Annotated in this window: 12 protein-coding genes; 7 read left to right on the forward strand and 5 right to left on the reverse strand. The window is 56.8% G+C overall.

Translation table 11 applies throughout. The annotated features are described in order from the left end of the window. Window positions 1-319 precede the first annotated feature (319 nt). Window positions 320-526: a winged helix-turn-helix domain-containing protein gene (locus tag ACNS88_RS16100; RefSeq protein WP_435099866.1), complete on the reverse strand. Its 207-nt coding sequence runs from the start codon at window positions 524-526 to the stop codon at window positions 320-322. Between the two features lie 337 nt (window positions 527-863). On the opposite strand from ACNS88_RS16100, the gene ACNS88_RS16105 reads away from it, so the two are divergent. The 3 genes from ACNS88_RS16105 (at window position 864) to ACNS88_RS16115 (ending at window position 2897) form a co-directional block, all read left to right on the forward strand. Then, window positions 864-1250: a DUF8112 family protein gene (locus ACNS88_RS16105; RefSeq protein WP_435099869.1), complete on the forward strand. Its 387-nt coding sequence runs from the start codon at window positions 864-866 to the stop codon at window positions 1248-1250. A gap of 337 nt (window positions 1251-1587) precedes the next feature. Continuing rightward, window positions 1588-2097, forward strand: a complete 510-nt coding sequence (locus ACNS88_RS16110; RefSeq protein ID WP_435099872.1) for a hypothetical protein — start codon at window positions 1588-1590, stop codon at window positions 2095-2097. After that, the gene (locus ACNS88_RS16115) at window positions 2094-2897 is read left to right on the forward strand and encodes a prolipoprotein diacylglyceryl transferase (protein WP_435099875.1); all 804 of its coding nucleotides are present in this window, start codon (window positions 2094-2096) and stop codon (window positions 2895-2897) included. The genes ACNS88_RS16110 and ACNS88_RS16115 overlap by 4 nt, the downstream gene beginning before the upstream one ends. A gap of 975 nt (window positions 2898-3872) precedes the next feature. On the opposite strand, the gene ACNS88_RS16120 is transcribed toward ACNS88_RS16115, so the two are convergent. After that, entirely contained in the window at window positions 3873-4601 is a 729-nt protein-coding gene (locus ACNS88_RS16120) for a hypothetical protein (RefSeq protein ID WP_435099878.1), read from the reverse strand. A 1406-nt stretch (window positions 4602-6007) separates the two neighbouring features. Here ACNS88_RS16120 and ACNS88_RS16125 point away from each other — a divergent pair. Then, window positions 6008-6139 carry a hypothetical protein gene (locus ACNS88_RS16125; protein ID WP_435099881.1) on the forward strand — a complete coding sequence of 44 codons (132 nt, stop codon included), beginning with the start codon at window positions 6008-6010 and terminating at the stop codon, window positions 6137-6139. 95 nt (window positions 6140-6234) lie between these two features. Here ACNS88_RS16125 and ACNS88_RS16130 read toward each other — a convergent pair whose 3' ends face one another. Then, on the reverse strand, window positions 6235-6990 hold the full coding sequence (locus ACNS88_RS16130; RefSeq protein WP_435099884.1) for a homing endonuclease associated repeat-containing protein: 756 nt from the start codon (window positions 6988-6990) through the stop codon (window positions 6235-6237). Between the two features lie 294 nt (window positions 6991-7284). Between ACNS88_RS16130 and ACNS88_RS16135 the strand changes: the two genes are divergently transcribed. Continuing rightward, on the forward strand, window positions 7285-11037 hold the full coding sequence (locus tag ACNS88_RS16135) for a S8 family serine peptidase (protein ID WP_435099887.1): 3753 nt from the start codon (window positions 7285-7287) through the stop codon (window positions 11035-11037). A 105-nt stretch (window positions 11038-11142) separates the two neighbouring features. Here the strand turns inward: ACNS88_RS16135 and ACNS88_RS16140 are convergent, their stop codons facing one another. Continuing rightward, window positions 11143-11415, reverse strand: a complete 273-nt coding sequence (locus ACNS88_RS16140; protein WP_435099890.1) for a DUF8103 family protein — start codon at window positions 11413-11415, stop codon at window positions 11143-11145. 707 nt (window positions 11416-12122) lie between these two features. Between ACNS88_RS16140 and ACNS88_RS16145 the strand changes: the two genes are divergently transcribed. Next, a complete protein-coding gene (locus ACNS88_RS16145) occupies window positions 12123-13544 on the forward strand; it encodes an orc1/cdc6 family replication initiation protein (RefSeq protein WP_435099893.1) in 1422 nt (473 codons plus the stop codon). Between the two features lie 78 nt (window positions 13545-13622). On the opposite strand, the gene ACNS88_RS16150 is transcribed toward ACNS88_RS16145, so the two are convergent. Next, the gene (locus ACNS88_RS16150) at window positions 13623-13859 is read right to left on the reverse strand and encodes a DUF7123 family protein (protein WP_435099896.1); all 237 of its coding nucleotides are present in this window, start codon (window positions 13857-13859) and stop codon (window positions 13623-13625) included. 535 nt (window positions 13860-14394) lie between these two features. On the opposite strand from ACNS88_RS16150, the gene ACNS88_RS16155 reads away from it, so the two are divergent. After that, window positions 14395-16719, forward strand: a 2325-nt coding sequence (locus ACNS88_RS16155) for a DUF7827 domain-containing protein (RefSeq protein WP_435099899.1), incomplete at its 3' end; no start/stop codon positions are given.

Here is a 16719-nt window from a genome sequence, read left to right on the forward strand (position 1 = left end):
TAGGCCGGATTCAGCCGTTTTAGGGATTCTCTAGAGAGATCTTGTGGTCAGGAAACGTACAGAGTATGGGTATCAGCTTCTTTTTATCATCCACGCGCACGCAAAGCAAAGAGGTAGAGTCAACTCAACGGATCGATGTAGCGATCATAAGTATGGAGCTGACAGCGTTAACAATCTTTTACGCATCGACACAAGAGCGGGGTCACGACACTCAGGGAGATCGCCGCGCGCTCGTCGTCGATAACTGTCTCGCGAGCCCGTGAGAATAGCATGAAAGCGGCGAGTACGAGTGTATACAGTCTGAGAAGGCTTCTCTCAGTCAGTTGTCCCGCGGATCGTCTGTCAGTTCATACACACCGCTCCCGATATTTTGAACATGGCCGTGTTCTTCGAGGCGACGTAACCGCTGTTGTACGTATTGACGAGTGAAATCCAGCCGATTAGCGATATTTAACGGTGCATTCCGTCCCTCCTCTAATATTGCCAATATGGCTTCATCAGTATCGCTAAGCTGGATTGGAGGCATACCTGCTACTAGTTTGTACGTCTTTATATTGTTTAGCAACTGCCAAAGTAAGATTACGTAGTAAGTTATTTAGGTTCAGGGTATAGAATCTAATTACAGAAGCGCGGGATGCCGGTCCGCAAAGGGCCGGAGCGTGCAACAACACGCCCGACCGTGCTTCGGGAGCAACCTGAAGCAATGCAAGCTACGATTGCCATCGCTGAAAAGCGCACCGACCCAGCCGCACAGCCAGCCGACGATCCAACCGGGTGCGATCACGAGTGGTGTCACGGGCCCACAACCGAGCCACTCCCGTGTTTCGCCTGTTTCGAGCACCGCACGCCAGCGAGAGGCGGCGATGCGTAACGCGCCATCCCCGCATCAACAGACTCGCACCACCCCATCACGAGTCGTCCAAGCGACGCCGAGCCAGTTGTTCCATGGCGACGTCGTCGAGTACGAGTCCACTAGGGTCACCTGCACGACCTGCAAGCGCGAGCTCCAGGAACGAACGCCGGTAACAGCACGCGCCTACCGACTCGTCGACGCGATCGAGTGGGTGGTCCCGCGCGTGTACTGTGGTGAGTGTGCCCCGACAGCACTGACGACGCCGACGCTGGGCGCCGTCGACATGCTTCTCACGGGCATCCTCAGCGTGCTCGCACGCGAGCAGACCCACCGACTGTGTCTGACCGAGATCGAGCCGATCGCGTACAGCCCGCCAACAGACGGTGAGCCACTATGACCAGCAGCACTCTCACGCACACAAGCGGGTCGAGCCGCCAGCAGCCGGTTTTAAGTCTCGCCGCTAACAAGACAGCAGCACAGCTAGGAGAAATCTACGCCGCCTCCAAAGAACCGGAACTGAACACCTGGTCCTTGGAAGCTAAACGACTTGAACGTTGCCCCTCGAAGAGCGGCGCGTTTCGGTCGGGGAGGCAGAACATCTGCCCGCGGCGGATCCTTAGCGATCCCGCCATGATCACGACACATCCATCGACGATCGGAGTCGCACAGCCCGCAGTCCGTACATTCTCATCGTCTCTCGCGACCGTAGCGGCCAGCACTCGGGATGATTACAAGTGATCGACCATCACTCGCTCTCTGACAGCGAGCCGGCTGGTCGCGATGACACCACCGACACAGTCGTCAAGACCGGTACCACCTTGGTCGACGCGACGACAAAGGCGCCCACGAGGGCAGACACCTGGGACGCAACCATCCAAACCGTCGGAGCTGTCGGCAACCACGTGGCTGATGCCGTCGACGATCCCACCACGTCGAGCCGCCAGGAGCCGGTTTTAAGTCTCGCCGCTAACAAGACAGCACCACAGCTAGGAGAAATCTACGCCGCCTCCAAAGAACCGGGACTGGACACCTGGTTCTTGGAAGCTAAACGACTTGAACGTTGCCCCTCGAAGAGCGGCGCGTTTGAGTCGGGGAGGCAGAACATCTGCCCGCGGCGGATCCCCAGCGATCCCGCCATGACCACGACACACCCACCGACGATCGGAGTCGCACAGCCCGCAGTCACCGCAGTTTCACCATCTCTCACGACCGCAGCGGCCAGCAACTGGGGTGCTCACCAATGATCGACCATCACTCGCCCTCTGACAGCGAGCCGGCGAGTCCGGACGACGCTACCGAGACCGCCGTCGAGGCGGTGGCCGCCTTCGTCGACGCGACAACAGACGCGCTCGAAAGCGCTGACGCCTCCAGTGAGACCGTCCAGGCCGTCAAAGCCGCTGGTGACCAGCTGACCGACGCCGTTGACGATCTCGCCATGGAAGTGAGAGCGGCCTCAACCTGTGCCACGGCCGCAGAAGCAGAACTCGACGAACTCGAAACCAAACTCCAAACAGAACGCGAGACGCGCGCCCGCGAGGCTGCCGAGGACCGCAAGCGCCTCCACAGCGTCGAAGAACGTGTCGACGACCTCGCAGGTGACGACGATGCAACCACGGAGACAGCTGACACACCGACCGCGAACACGCCCGATCCCGGTCCCGAGCCGCGGACGCCACTCGAGGACGTCATCCGGATTCCTGAGCATCTCGCCGCGGAGAATCTCACCGCGAACCAGCGGCGAGCGCGGTTCGTCGCGAAAGACATCCACGAGTACACCCAACGCGTGCCCGCCGGGCGGGCGATCAAGTCTTCGGAGCTACGGCGGGTCCTCACAGCCGGCGAGGACGCCCAGATCTACACTCAGACGGTGAGTCGCGTCGTCGAGTTCCTCGACGAGCTCGGTGGCGAGGCCGTCCAGGTGCAAGAGTCGAAACGCGGCGAACGCGTGATCGTGTTCACGGAGGCGTTCGTGAATCGTGTCCGCGCTCACCAGCGACACGCGGAGCGTAACACCGTTGTTACCGACGCAGGGGTAGCAAGGTAGCCAGCCGTGTTACCGACACACGCCACGCGGCGCTAACCGCGCTCGGAGCGATCACACATCACGGCGATCGTGTGTGTTTGGAGTGGCAACACTGGGCGGCCCTTCCGGGAATAAGGAGTGAAACGACGTGGTGAGAACGAGTTGGAGAAGAGACGCTGTGGGAGGTCAGTAACAACGGTGTTACTCACCCTCCGAGGAAGTGGCTCACAAGAACGTGAAGACCGATGGGCGACTGGCAAGCACGAGTGATCGGGTGCGTTCTAAACGACCTAGACCCACCGATTGGAAGCACCGTCAAAACCCGATTCCCGAGAGCGAAGACAATCGGACGTAGACTACCACGTGGTGATCGGCGTCCCTACGGGGAGGCCGACGTGGGAGCCTACGTTGGCCCTACGTGGTCCCCAGGTCAGTACTACGGTACCGCTTGGTGAGCGAGAAGGGAGCCTAAGGGAGCAGTGCTCCCCCGGACAGCCCCGCCCAGCCGATCGGATCCACCAACCGGCACGTACCCAACATTTATGATGTCGGTATTTGGAGATATCTATGCCACACCAGTGACAGGCTGTAGTATGTCTGTACCGGGCACGCCCAGCTGTGAAAGGGCCAGACACACAGCACCGAATCTGGTGGCAAAGTCAGAGGCACACACCACTCTTCCCCCCTCCCCCGCGTTCAGCTCACAAGCAGCGCCGGAACCGATTCTCGCGCGATGACAAACCCCCACGTCGAGGGGACGCCGATCGGCCCGTCGACCGGCCCCCCGCCCGACGCTGCCTCGGCGTTCCCTCGGCGTCCGCCCGGCGTCCCCCGACGTGGCGATCACGGGCAGTCCAAGGCAGCAGTGCTCCCCCGGACAGCCCCGTCCAGCTTGTGGGGCGACCGCCGAGCGAGCGAACGCCGACCGGGTGAGCCAGTCGTGACCCAGTTGCCGACGATGCGGTCAGTAATACAGACACTCGTAGCGACCCAGAGTTACGATTCAAGCACCGAGGAATCGTCGAACAGACGGTCTCCGTGATGGTCGATCGCCTGAACGAGGACACCAGCAACAAGTGCGACGCCAGTCCATATCACGGAGACAGTACCGACATCAACCCCGAGTGTGGCGGTCCCCGTAAGTACAGTTTGCCAGAGTGGCAGGACAATCCCGAGAAAAAACGCACCAGCAAGCGTGATCCCACCAGCGATGAGTTCGGTGTGATACCGAGTCGCAACAATCGCCCCAACGAGGCCAGCAGCAAGAATGAGAATGAGCGTCTCAATTCCTTGTGCGATAACGAGTTGTTCCAGATTGGTCGCAAGGGTCCTAGCAGTCGCGATCGGTGCGGTCGATGGGTCAATCGTTGAGAACAAATTGAAAATTGGATCGCCAAGGAAGAAGACGCCGACAGCGCCCGCAGTCGAGAAAAATCCAGTGATAACCGCAGCAAGCCGGGTTGCCACCGGCAGAACAATCCGACCGGCAAGAGCGCCGCCAACGAACAATCCGCCCGTCCAGAGGAGTCGTTGATTGGGAGTTAATCCAGGGACAAACTGTGGAAGCAATTGCCAGCCAGCAACACCACCAACAGCACCACCACCAATCCAACCAGTCCAGCGAAGGAGATGTGCCACCAGCCGGTAGCCCAATCCAGCCAGCACAACACCGAGTAGTGACACAACAAGGAGCGGGATCAATGTGGTTGCTGAAGGAACAGTCACGCATCCCAGTATGTTTGCTGGTATTATAATTTTGTTTCCGTTATGCGAGTGTCAGAGGACTTGCACCCCAGAAAATCAGTTCGCTGATCTCACGGGTTACTGACGCCACCCCCACCCGGCCCGGGGGCGGGCCCGCCCCCGGCGCCGGGGTCGCTCCGGGTGGGGGGGTCGGGTCTGCTCCGGGGGCTCCCCGGGTCACTGCCGGATCGCCGATCCCCCCTCCACAAGGAAGCGAAAGGGAGCGACTGCTCCCCCAGACACCCCCAAAGCGGTCACCCTACCGGACGCGGCTACCCCGGCAACACGACCCCGGCGTCACGCCCCGTGAGATTCGAGTCTAACTGTGTGAGAACAACTCTTGCAGTGTTGCTGTCGTCGACAGCGGGATCTCGACGTGCCCCCACCGAGGTCTCGACGTCTCTTCAGCGTGGCGATCACGGAGAGCTAAAAACGACAGTGCTCCCCCAGGGCGCCCCGACCACCCCACACCGCCACCGTCGAGATGGGAACACCACGGAGGGCAGTCTCTTCGGAGGTGTCCGTTCAGAGGGGTGAACTCTCAAAAGTGTCCAGAGGGTGGTTCGACCAGCCAAGTGACGGGCCACCGCGACACGCTGACGTGTCCGTGCGGATTCAAAGGGTACACAGACGTCACGATCGTCACGCTGAGACACGACACCCAAGGCTTGGTCCAAGCAAGTGCGTGATCGTTGGCCAAGACCTTGGTTCGGTCTTGGTCTCACCGTTGGTTGTTGCTTGGTGGGGCCTAACTGTCACACGGACAGTCCAAGGGAGCACTGCTGCCCGGGGCACCCCATCCGAGACCGCCACGGTACAAGTTGGGAGACACCGCCGTCAGACGGTGAAAAGAGAACCGCCCACACAAACTAGCAGCGGCTCATTCTGAGAGTCACAACGGAGACGGAATCGCACTCCAAAAGGGGGTGGCCCCTAACTGCAGAACGGGTAGACGTCGTGTCTTTGCCTCATTCGAGGGAGGTGTCCCGCTAGCAACCTGTGTGGCGATACCACTGAACTAATCAGTTGTGTGTCGCCGAACCAGTGCTCATGTGGTTTGCCTTGCGGCAGTTGAACGGAGTGGCTGGAGCGAGGTAACTCTGCTGTCCTGAATCCCTCTAGGATACGCTGTAGGAATCCCTATAGGATATACTGTAGGAATTTCTATAGAGTTACAAAAACCTGTAGAGCAGCATCAACGGTCATGCTCGCCAACAAGGATCGTGAGCGTGATCAGCATGTTGTGCTCTCTAGACCCATCTAACCCTAACCAGTCCCGCAAAATCGGTGAATACGGTCAAGAAATGACTGGCTATTGAATGATACAGTTCAGAAGTCTAAGAATAACAATACACGTTTACCGAGAGTACAGACTAGGTGTAACACCTATGAAAGACTACGCAAAACCGATAGTCGAGACGTACGGGAGTGTCGAGGAGATTTCTGAATCAAGCAATGACGGTAGTTACGGCGGCAGTGGTGACGATGAAGGCGTCAACGGCGCCAAATGGTTCAAATAGTTACTTTGAGCAGTTGTAGAAGCGGTCTCCAGCCCCGGAAGTGAGACACACTGTGTCATCGCATGAAACCGGCGTCACTGTTCTATCGGCGTTGCTCAACGACTGTCAGATTCTCCAGCGGGCGCTGTGTCATCGTCAAACGCCGCCGCGACGGCGTTCGCCCACGATCCAAACCGGCGTTGGTAGGTTGCCACGCCATATTCGCTGTGCTCGCGAGCCTCATCTGAGCTGGGACGATGCCCCAACGACGAATGAAGCCGTTGAAGCTCGGCGAGCAAAGCTGACTCAGGAATGGCTTTCTCTTCACGCGGGGTAAAGCCAGCCGCCTCAAGCGCATCGTTCCATGAGCCAAATCGGTTCACGTACGTGCGGGCCGCATACTCGCCGTGCGCATCCATATCGCGATAGCGGGGCGGCGTCGCGTGTGCGTCAGCAACCCGCTGGAGCTCATCAAGGAGCGCTGTGCTCGAGCGGGTCGCGTGAATCTCGGTGGTATCATCAAAGGCGTCCTCGAGCGCCGCCGTCCACGAGCCGAAATGGGTCTGATACGCCGAGACAGAATATGCGCCCTCACTCGTCATTTGTTCGCCAGTTGGGATCTGATCGACAACATCGGCAACCCGATGTAACTCCTCAAGCAGATCCGCTTTTGAGATCGATTCTGCTGGTGATCGTGGTTCAAAGCCGGCCTTCTCAACAGCCTCCTGCCAAGAGCCAAACCGGCGGGTCACCGTGGTTGCCGCCATCGATCCGTGATCACGGAACTCCTGGAGTGTTGGCGCGCCCGCACTCTCTGTGTGGGCAGCTACCGCGCGAATGGCAGCAAGCAATTCTTCGTCGCTGTACGGCATAGATGGAACGTACAGGATCTCGTATTTGACTGTTCTGGCTGCAAGACGGGAGAGTCGACCGTACCGGCCCAAGTTCACGACTCAGCATCTGTCGAGAAGTGGTGTACATCGTTTCGGCATCGAAACGCGTTAGCGGTGTTGTGTACAGAAGATTCGGGGTGAAGCTCTCGCCAGCTGTGAGAGCCAGTAGGTGAGTTAGGATGAGCTTAATACACGACAAGTAGAGTTTTACCACCAACGTTACAACCACAATCAGTGTTGACAGGTGATCTGCGGCATCGACGTCGCTACTTGGTGGCAGTGCTGCTTGTGGCCCTCCTCGTGAGTGTGAGCGCCGTCAGTCTCGCCGGCGCAAGCGCGACGACGGCCCCATCGATCGACGCTGCGTCGACGGCGCCAATCGAATCGACCAACATTGGCGGCCCTGACAGTGCAGTTTCAGCCGATCGCGAGATCGCATCGGACGCTGGTACGAACCCCCCCACAACCGACACAGCCAACACATCGGCTGCTGGAGACGAGACGGAGACGTATCTACTCGTCCTCGACGATGATCTGACTATCGGACCCACCCGGACAGCCGCAGATGTCGAGCGGGCCAAGCGCAACGCAGAGCGCGCGCAAGCGCCAGTCGTCGACCGGCTTGAGGCACAGGGAATCCCGGTCACAGCGCAGTTTTGGATCACGAACACCATCATGACCACCGTCGATCCGGACGCCGTGACACCGGCCGACCTGAAGACAATTGACGGTGTCACACGCGTTGAGCCAAATATTGAGTTTCAACGACCGAAGCCACAGCCGGGCGGCGATACTGGCCTCACAGCTGAGACGACAGCAACGACTGATGGGATCGGTGCGACGACGTACGGACTCGAGCAGATCAACGTCGACGGATTCGTTGATTCGTATCACACGAACGGCAGTGGCACGCGGGTGGCGATCCTTGACGATGGACTCAACGGGTCACATCCCGATCTCAACGTGACGCTCGGAGTAAACGTCAGTGATGGGACTGTGAGCGACCCGGCTACAACGACGCTCCAGCCAGATAGTGGCCACGGCGATCACGTTGCTGGAACTGCCGTGGGTACGACCACACCGGCCGGAGATGTTGCCCGCTACAGTGTGGCGCCCGACGCAGCACTGCTGAAAGCGGACGTCTTCGTCGGCGGCGCAACACTCACCGATGTTCTTGCTGCGATCCAGTGGGCCGTCGAAGAGGATGCTGACGTTGTCAGCATGAGTCTCGGCCTCTCTGCTAGTGATACTGATTCGACGATTATTCTCTCGATGGATGATGCTATCCAGAATGCCAACAACGCTGGCACCGTCGTGATCGGGTCCGCTGGAAACGACGGGAGCGGCTCTACAGGCGGACGCGTAAGTTCACCTGGTGCGGAGTTTCCAACCGTCTCTATCGGCGCAACTGATGCCACTGGTGACGTGGCCAGCTTCTCGAGTGGGGCCCGTATCGCTCCAGAGACAACCGTCGTCTTAGCGGATGGATCCGGAACAGCTGCCCCGTATCCAGACCACTACCCGCACACGTACGTGAAGCCAGATGTCACAGCCCCCGGTGTCGACGTGGTGAGTGCAGGTTCACTCAATCCCATCCAAGAAAACCCGACGTATTCGACCGCTAGCGGCACGTCGATGGCTGCCCCACACGTTGCTGGAGCCGTCGCCTTACTGCAGTCAGCCACGCCGGCCCACCGAGAGCCACACGTACTGATAAACGCACTCGCTGAAACTGCCAGAAAGCCTGACGGCACAGACGCGACTAGCCGCGATATCCGGTACGGGATGGGAGTCATCGACGTGCTAGCCGCCCGAAACGCGCTCAACAGCACGACAACAATCAACGGGACCGTGACCAACAGCACCAGCACGCTCACTGGGGCGGCAATCACGACCGACAGCGGCGTCATCGCTGCCACTGACGCTGGCACGTACGCGATCGAACCCACGACTGACGCCACAACGGTGTCCGTGACAGCGAACGAATACGGCTATGCCCCCGAGACAACGTCAGTGACAACGGGTGGGAGTGAAACGCTTGAGTTCGAGCTTAACCAGATCGAGTCAATTCGTGTTGAGCTCAACGCCACTCAGATCGAAACGACAGAGAAGACAGATCTAACGGTGATTGCCGACCATCCGGACGGTACAGAGTCAGACATCACGGAGGAAGCCACTGTAACAAGCAGTAACACGAGCGTCGCAAGAATCAACACGGCGACGATCAGTGGGGACAGCGCAGGGACTACGACGATCACAGCGCACTACGATGGACTCACTGCTAAGAGCGCGTTTGAGGTTATTGCGCTTGAGACCATTACCCTCGAACTCTCAGACACCACGGTGACGACAGGACAAAGCGTCACAGCAACGGTCACCGGAACGTACACTGACGGCACCAGCCGGACGTTCACAGACAACGCGACGATCACAGCAGGTGACACCACCATTGCAGCGATCGACAACGCGACAATTACCGGACTCAGCTCAGGCACAACCACGATTACAGCGACCGTCGATAACGAGACAGCAACTGCCGATCTCACAGTCCTTGATCCGGCGTTTTTCGATGTGAACGTGACACAGAGTCCCTCTTCCGTTGTCGAAGGGGAGCCGCTCACACTCGAGTATACGGTGACGAACACTGGTGATCGCACCAGTACGCAAGATATCACCGTCTCCATCAACGGAGCCGAGCACACAAACGAACCGCTTCAGCTCGAGCCGAATACGACAATTAACGACACGGTGACGTATCAGACCCAGTCTGGTGATGCACCCAGTCTCGACGTCGAGATTGCCAGCACAAACGTCACCGTCACCGAGACAGTAGCCGTACAAACCCCGCCACACTTCCTAGTCACGATTGATGCCATCAACGACACCGTCCTCGAAGGCGACACGATCACGGTCGCATACACCGTGACGAATACGGGTGACGCTGCGGGAACACAATCTGTGGCACTTCGTACGAACGGGACGACACAGAACACGACCACGACGACGCTTGCAGGCGGCGCCACGACGAACTCGACGTTCCACTATCAGACGCAGTCCGGAGATGTACCTGCGCTCACCATCTCGGTCGCCAGTGCGGATACCACAGCCACAGAGAGTGTCACTGTCGACGCGCCAGCCGGATTCACCGTCACAATCGATGAGAACGTCTCAACAGGAACCCTCACAAAACCGGATCCGATCGTCGTCGCTGCCGAGATCAAAAACGGCGGGACATTCAACGGGACCGAGCCGATCACCTATACACTGACCCGGGATGAGAACAGGACAACGAGGAACGTTACAAACGTCACGGTACCCGGACGAACAACGACTACAGTAACCTTCACGACACCCACATCAGATCTCGAAGTCGGCGAGTACGTTGCGACTGTCGATGGCGAGACCGACACCGATACACAACCCATCACACTCGAGCCAGAGCAGCCTGTCGAGGAAGGTACTGGTGGGGGTGGAGGCGGAGGTGGCGGCGGACAGGCATCGCTGACCGGTGGTGAACGTGAGGAGTTCATGATTCGCAGTAGTACCCAATCAGCAACAGCAATTCGACAGGGAGAGTCATTCAGCGTCGCAGCGGACATCGAAAATACGGGGGTCCAAGGTGCACAGCAAATTCAGTTGCTACTCGATGGAACACAAACAGCCACGAAAAGCGTGTTGTTGCGCCCGCGAGAAATAACAACAGTCACCTTTGAGAATCTCAGGGTTGACGCGGACCCCGGTGAGTACCCTTATCAAGTTGTTACTGAAGACGACACCGCCCAAGGGACGATTACTGTCCGTGGCGATGCAGAATCCGTCACTGCCACACCAGATACGGAGACAGCAGAGAACGATACAGCCACAGTGGAGACGAACACGACCGAGGATGCGGACACCACAGCGGATGCAGAACCGGATGGTGAGCCCACAGAGACAGCTGACGAAAATCCCGGATTCGGACTGGGTGTGGCAGTAGTGTCACTACTGTTAGTCTCTAGCCTGCTCTGGAGACGGTCTCAGCGGTGACAAGACGTGTTAGAGAACACCTACAGACTACCCTATATATGATCCTACAGAGAACACTACAGAGAATCCTATAGGAAACTAGACCATAGACGATCGGTCTGGAAATCAGTGTGACTCGTCGTCGTGCTGCTGGAGATACTCCCGAGCCGCTTTAAGATCTTCAAGCGCTCGTTCTTGACTGGTAATAGCCTGCTCGAGACACAGATCGGCTTGGTCGGTAGGTATCTCAAAATCATCGTGAGTAACATATAGCAAATATCGCTCAAGTGAGGTCGTGGTATCTCTCTGCGCTTGGAGAAGTGAGTTAATAATAGCCCAATCGAACTCAGCAGGTGTTACTGAGACACTGCCGGACTCGGGTAAATGGTCATCAGTCATGCTGATTGGATCGTGTGACATCAGTTAACCTATTCATAAAACCCTGTCTATCCAAATGAAAAATAATGACGTCCTCAGGATGGGCGACACACACACACCCCTCTATCGATGTGTTCGCACGAATTGAGGGGTGGGGGGGTGCGGGACAGCAATTGTTCTCGTAGAGCCCTCACACAGCGTAATTTATCGCAATAGCGTTTCTACGTCCTACCAGACGTATTTAAGAAGAATTCAAGTGCGTTTCTTTCTTCTTTCTATCTAACACAAACACACACACACACCTCTATCGATGTGTTCGATGTGTTTGGCTCGACAGTTGTTGTGAGGGCTCTAAGACGACATATCGTGAAGAAAACACTTCGAGTGGAAAGCTGTAAAACACGTGTTTTAACGCTTTAGACCGATGATTTAGAGCACTACAGTATTCATCCGGCAAAGATCGGCATTCAACCGCCCCTTCGATTTTTCTCGAACACATCGATAGAGGGGTGTGTGTGTCAGAGCGACCAGCGAGCCACCATTCGTGGTACTGTGCTCAAGCGCAGGCCACGCCGGCCTGGTCGGTGAACACATCGCTATTACTTTGGTGAATCTCACACATTCTCATCTGTAAATAGTCGTTCTATGCAGCGACACCGGCTATCGCCACTCATCACACATCGATAGAGGTGAGAAAGTATTTACCAGTCGACCAATTCCGATTCAGCATGACTGATGATGCTGGCACACCTCCATCTCGGCCTTCATCAGACGATTCTACAGAACCGGGATCACAGTCGCCTGCTGACCCACCGTCTGAATCAGTAGGTGACGACACTGAGTCTGACCAGCCATCACAATCTATCGAAGATCTCTTGCTCGCATTTGACGATCAAAAGGGGCTTATCCGAGATCGATCGCTACTCGACCCGAACTACGTTATTGACGAAGATCGGATTGTTGGCCGTGATGCACAGATCGAGCAGGTCACAAAGATGCTCCGCGTTGCCCTCGGCAACAATCGCCCACCCAATCTATTCTTATATGGGCCGTCTGGCACCGGGAAATCGCTCATCACAAAGGCTGTGTGCCACAACATTAGTCGGCTCTGTGAGACGCGCGATATTCATTTCGGCACTATTGAAGTGAACTGCCAAGGGCTCGATACGCTCGGTGTTGCCGTCTACGAACTTGCGAAAGAGGCCGCTGACGAGGCAAGCGTCGAGTTGACCGTGCCGAAACACGGGGTCGCAACAAACGAAAAATGGAACGAGCTCTATCGAATTGTCAACGAGAACTTCGATGCGGTTGTATTTGTGCTTGATGAGCTCGATATGCTTGTCGGGCGGCGCGATAAGCAGACCCCCGCCTATTCGCGACTCCTGTATCAGCTTTCGCGCGCGGGAACAAATGACGCTCTGTCAGCGTACGTGTCTGTCGTCGCCATCTCGAATGACACAAAGATGATGGAGTCTGTTGGGAGCCGGGCACGCAGTTCGTTTACCCCTGAGGACGTCCACTTTGATGATTACAATGCCACCCAATTACAAGCGATACTCCGTCGCCGACAGGATGCGTTCTACGATGGGGTTGTTGATGAGGACGTGATCCCACTAGCAGCTGCGTTTGCTGCTCAGACGCATGGGGACGCGCGCAAAGCAATCGACCTGATTCGTGTTGCAGGTGAACTTGCCGAGCGAGAGGGAGCTGATCGCATTCGTGAATCCCACGTTCGGGCAGCTCAAGAGAACGTCGAGAAAAACCGGGTTCTGGAGGTGATTCGCGGGATTAGCACCCAAAAGAAGCTGTGTCTTTATGCGACCGCTGCTGTTGCTGCTCAAACCGACGATAGTTCGGCACAGAGTCCGGTTGGCTATCGGGTCTACCAATTTTTGACTGAGACGCTTGATGTCGATCAGTACCATCAAGAGACCTATGTGAACAAAATGAAGGAACTCACGACGTACTCCCTCGTTGATTTTGAACGCCGCAGCTACGGTCCCAGCTCAGGGATGTTCCTTGAGTTCCAATTTAGTGAACAACCCGAGACGATTGTCAAGACGCTCCGTGAGGACTCGCGAATTGATGGACTTTCAGCAGCCGACGTCGAGTCTGTTGTTACTGCACAGCTTCGGTCGCGCAACCGCTAACTTGGGGTCGGCTTGCGGTTCGCTCACTGAACACAATCTGGTGTTTGCATCAATACGGATTTCAAATTAATCAGCCTTCTACGTCATTTGAATGTACCAGGTCGTGCCGTCGGAGCTCCCACCTCGGCGCTGCATTGTGAACGGAATCGATGGATCACACTCTAATGCTGCCAGCGCTGCCCCGATTTGTTTCGTAGAGGCATCAAAACTTTCAGCGATATGCCTGCTCTTGACATACGTCGAGCCATCATCGGCCGCTAGTTCCTCTATCAAATACTCTCTCAGTTGGTTCTGGAGGGATACGGGATTGGGCATGGCTACGACTAATCCAGATGCGGGTGTGCGTCAAAATCGTTGCCACCTCTTCTCTATGTACACTGCTCTAACGGCTAATTCCGAGGATACTGATGGCTAGTGTGTGGCTTCCATGGCGTTTGTCTCCTTTATACTTCTCTGTCAGCACTGTGGATCGTCTGTTCACTCCCCTTCTCTCTCTCCTCTATCGATGTGTTTTGATACTGTTGTTCTTGTTCTTCTCTCAAATCAGAAAAACCTGGTCTCAGAGCTTCTACTCTCCGTGTGATGGGTTCACACTCCCGTCAGTCCACACAAAGCATTTATACTGACGTTTACAATAACTGATTGCAACCCCTACCCATTCGAATGCGACTACAACGTGAGTACCCCAGTCACAGTCCAGTTGACAACTGATATGTTGTTGGTAATGCTGAGTTGATGACTGAGCTGGTGAAAACAGATGTCGCGTGATACACACCAAACAATGACAAACGATAATCATACACGCAAGAAGGCCAGTTCGGTCTTCTTCACCGTGGTCATGGTAATTTCCATGATCGCAGTCGGCTTCGCCGCAGCTCCTGCTGCAGCGCAGGATCTTGGCACAAATGCCGACTTTGACGAATCGGATTATGACCGTCTTCTTGACGGAGGAGACACAGTTTATCAAGGCCAGCTGGCGTTAGTAAACGTTTCTGACCTTACTGCGGAGGACGTTGAACTCCGTCGTGTCGACGATGACGGCAATGTTGGGGCGCTCGTCGCGACGCCTGATGTTGTTGAAGATAACAGCAGTAACGACTACGTCATCATTGACACGGAGAACCGTGACTCTGATCTGTATGTTGTTACGGACGCGGGGCGGAATGCCCCCGCTGACGGAAATGGGACCCAGTTCGAACTGGTGACCCAGAGCGTTGAGTTCTCCTTCGATGAGAACTCAGTCGATAATGCCGGCGATACTGAGGTTGACATCGATGTCTCCTCGGACATCCGGAACAACTACGTTGCGACGTTCACCGCTGACGGGCTCGACGAGGACGACCTCGAAGGCCTGTTTAACACGTCGGACAATTCCAACGTTACCGACATGTACGTTGACGACGGTGACGTCCTTCGGAGTGCCATCTACGACAACCGCACATCTGAGGACGCCGGCAACTACATTCTGACTGAGGATGCGATCCACGTGTTCGGTGTTGAGGGGACGACGACTCTCGACTTCGAAGACGTTGACGCGGGCGACTACAACTTCACCGCTTCGGTTCTCGACACGACCGCCGAGGACACTAGCTCCGTTGAAGTTGTTGACGTCGGCGATGGCGAAGCGAGCTTCGGTGAAAGTATCGTCAGCGAGCAGCAGGGCGACATTACGGAGATTACGGTCGAATTCAGCGACGCTCAGGAGAATGCGTACCTGCGCGTCGGTGATGAAGAATCGGTTGGCTACGAGGCCAATGTGACGGTGTTCTCTGATGGTGCAGACGAAGTGACCATTGGATTCAATACCTACGCTGCTGGGAACCCCAGCCTCTCTGACAGTCTGCTGACCATCGAAAGCGAGCACGACGATGACGACATCAACCCGTCTGTCGAGCTCCACGACGACGAGCAGACACCTCTCGGTGATTCCCTGCTCGCTGTTGGTCAGTACCCGATGGAGCTGGACTCGGTGAGCCACGACCAGATCGCAGACGACCGCGGTGACGCAATCGGTGACTTCGAAATTGAAGAGCGTTCGGTGAACGAGTTCAACATCTGGACTGCATCGAGCGATACCTTTGATGACATCGAAGACACTGACGACCTCGCTAGCGCAATCGAAAATGACACCGTCACCGAAGCAGACTCGGTTACTGACGGTGACGTCGTTATTCACGAACTTGATGCGTCCGGTCTTGAGGGCATTTCGGAATCGAGCGACGGGCTTGAGAACGGACTGACCCAACTCACTACCGAAGGTGAAGGCTTCGACATTCGTGTCCAGCAGACGTCGGACACCACGACGCCCAACCAGCCGCGCAAGACGTTCAATGTCTACAACAACTCTGAAGCGCTAACGGTGCTCGAGGGCGACGATGCGTACTACGTTGCGTTCGAGACTAACGCCTTCGCTGAGGGACTCTCTGACCGGAATAATGTTGACCGCGACATCGAAGACGGCGACGCCTTCGATGTCCGCTTCCGCCTGAAAGACGAGCGGCTTCTCAACCCTGACGCTGACGACCTTGATGAGGCCGACGACATTTCCGACTTCTACGAGTCCATCTCGACGCAGTTCACCTACGAGGAAGCAACGGGCGAGTTCGACGAACCCGTTGAAGTTGAAGCTGGTGAGGACCAGACGCTGACCGGCACGACGAACCTTGCGGCCGGTAACGAGTTCGACATCCGCGTCCGCTCTGCGTCCGGCGTCTCGCCGCGGTTCACCCTGACTGCTGAGGACGTTTCCGTCGCTGCTGACGGGACCTTCACCGCAGAGGGGCTCGACTTCAGCGATGCCTCGGCTGCTGACGAGTTCACTGCAAGTGTCCGCGGAGCCGCATTCGATGCTGAAGTGGACGGACTTGTCGTCGAGTCGACTGAGGAAGTCGCGACCTTCGAGGTCTCGGACCTCAGCCCGGCTGAGGGAACCGCCACAGCTGGTGACTCGGTGACTGTCTCCGCGACGATCGAGAACACCGGCAACGCAGAGGGCACCCAGACTGTCGCGCTCACGCTTGACGGCAACGAGCTCGACACGACGGACGTCACTCTCGAGAGTGGTGGCAGCCAGACTGTCGAATTCACGGCTGACACGACCGACCTCGACGCTGGTGACTACACGCACGGTGTGGCCACTGAGGACGGCGAGGCAACCGGGACGCTGACCATCGAA

The sequence above is a fragment of the Halorubrum shenae genome (assembly GCF_051194165.1).
In the GTDB taxonomy this organism is placed as follows: Archaea; Halobacteriota; Halobacteria; order Halobacteriales; family Haloferacaceae; genus Halorubrum.

What these genes read in the sequence shown, in the direction of transcription:
- ACNS88_RS16100 (WP_435099866.1), bottom strand. Translation starts at nt 526, where the DNA reads ATGCCTCCAATCCAGCTTAGCGATACTGATGAAGCCATATTGGCAATA.
- ACNS88_RS16105 (WP_435099869.1), top strand. Translation starts at nt 864, where the DNA reads ATGCGTAACGCGCCATCCCCGCATCAACAGACTCGCACCACCCCATCA.
- ACNS88_RS16115 (WP_435099875.1), top strand. Translation starts at nt 2,094, where the DNA reads ATGATCGACCATCACTCGCCCTCTGACAGCGAGCCGGCGAGTCCGGAC.
- ACNS88_RS16125 (WP_435099881.1), top strand. Translation starts at nt 6,008, where the DNA reads ATGAAAGACTACGCAAAACCGATAGTCGAGACGTACGGGAGTGTCGAG.
- ACNS88_RS16130 (WP_435099884.1), bottom strand. Translation starts at nt 6,990, where the DNA reads ATGCCGTACAGCGACGAAGAATTGCTTGCTGCCATTCGCGCGGTAGCT.
- ACNS88_RS16140 (WP_435099890.1), bottom strand. Translation starts at nt 11,415, where the DNA reads ATGACTGATGACCATTTACCCGAGTCCGGCAGTGTCTCAGTAACACCT.
- ACNS88_RS16145 (WP_435099893.1), top strand. Translation starts at nt 12,123, where the DNA reads ATGACTGATGATGCTGGCACACCTCCATCTCGGCCTTCATCAGACGAT.
- ACNS88_RS16150 (WP_435099896.1), bottom strand. Translation starts at nt 13,859, where the DNA reads ATGCCCAATCCCGTATCCCTCCAGAACCAACTGAGAGAGTATTTGATA.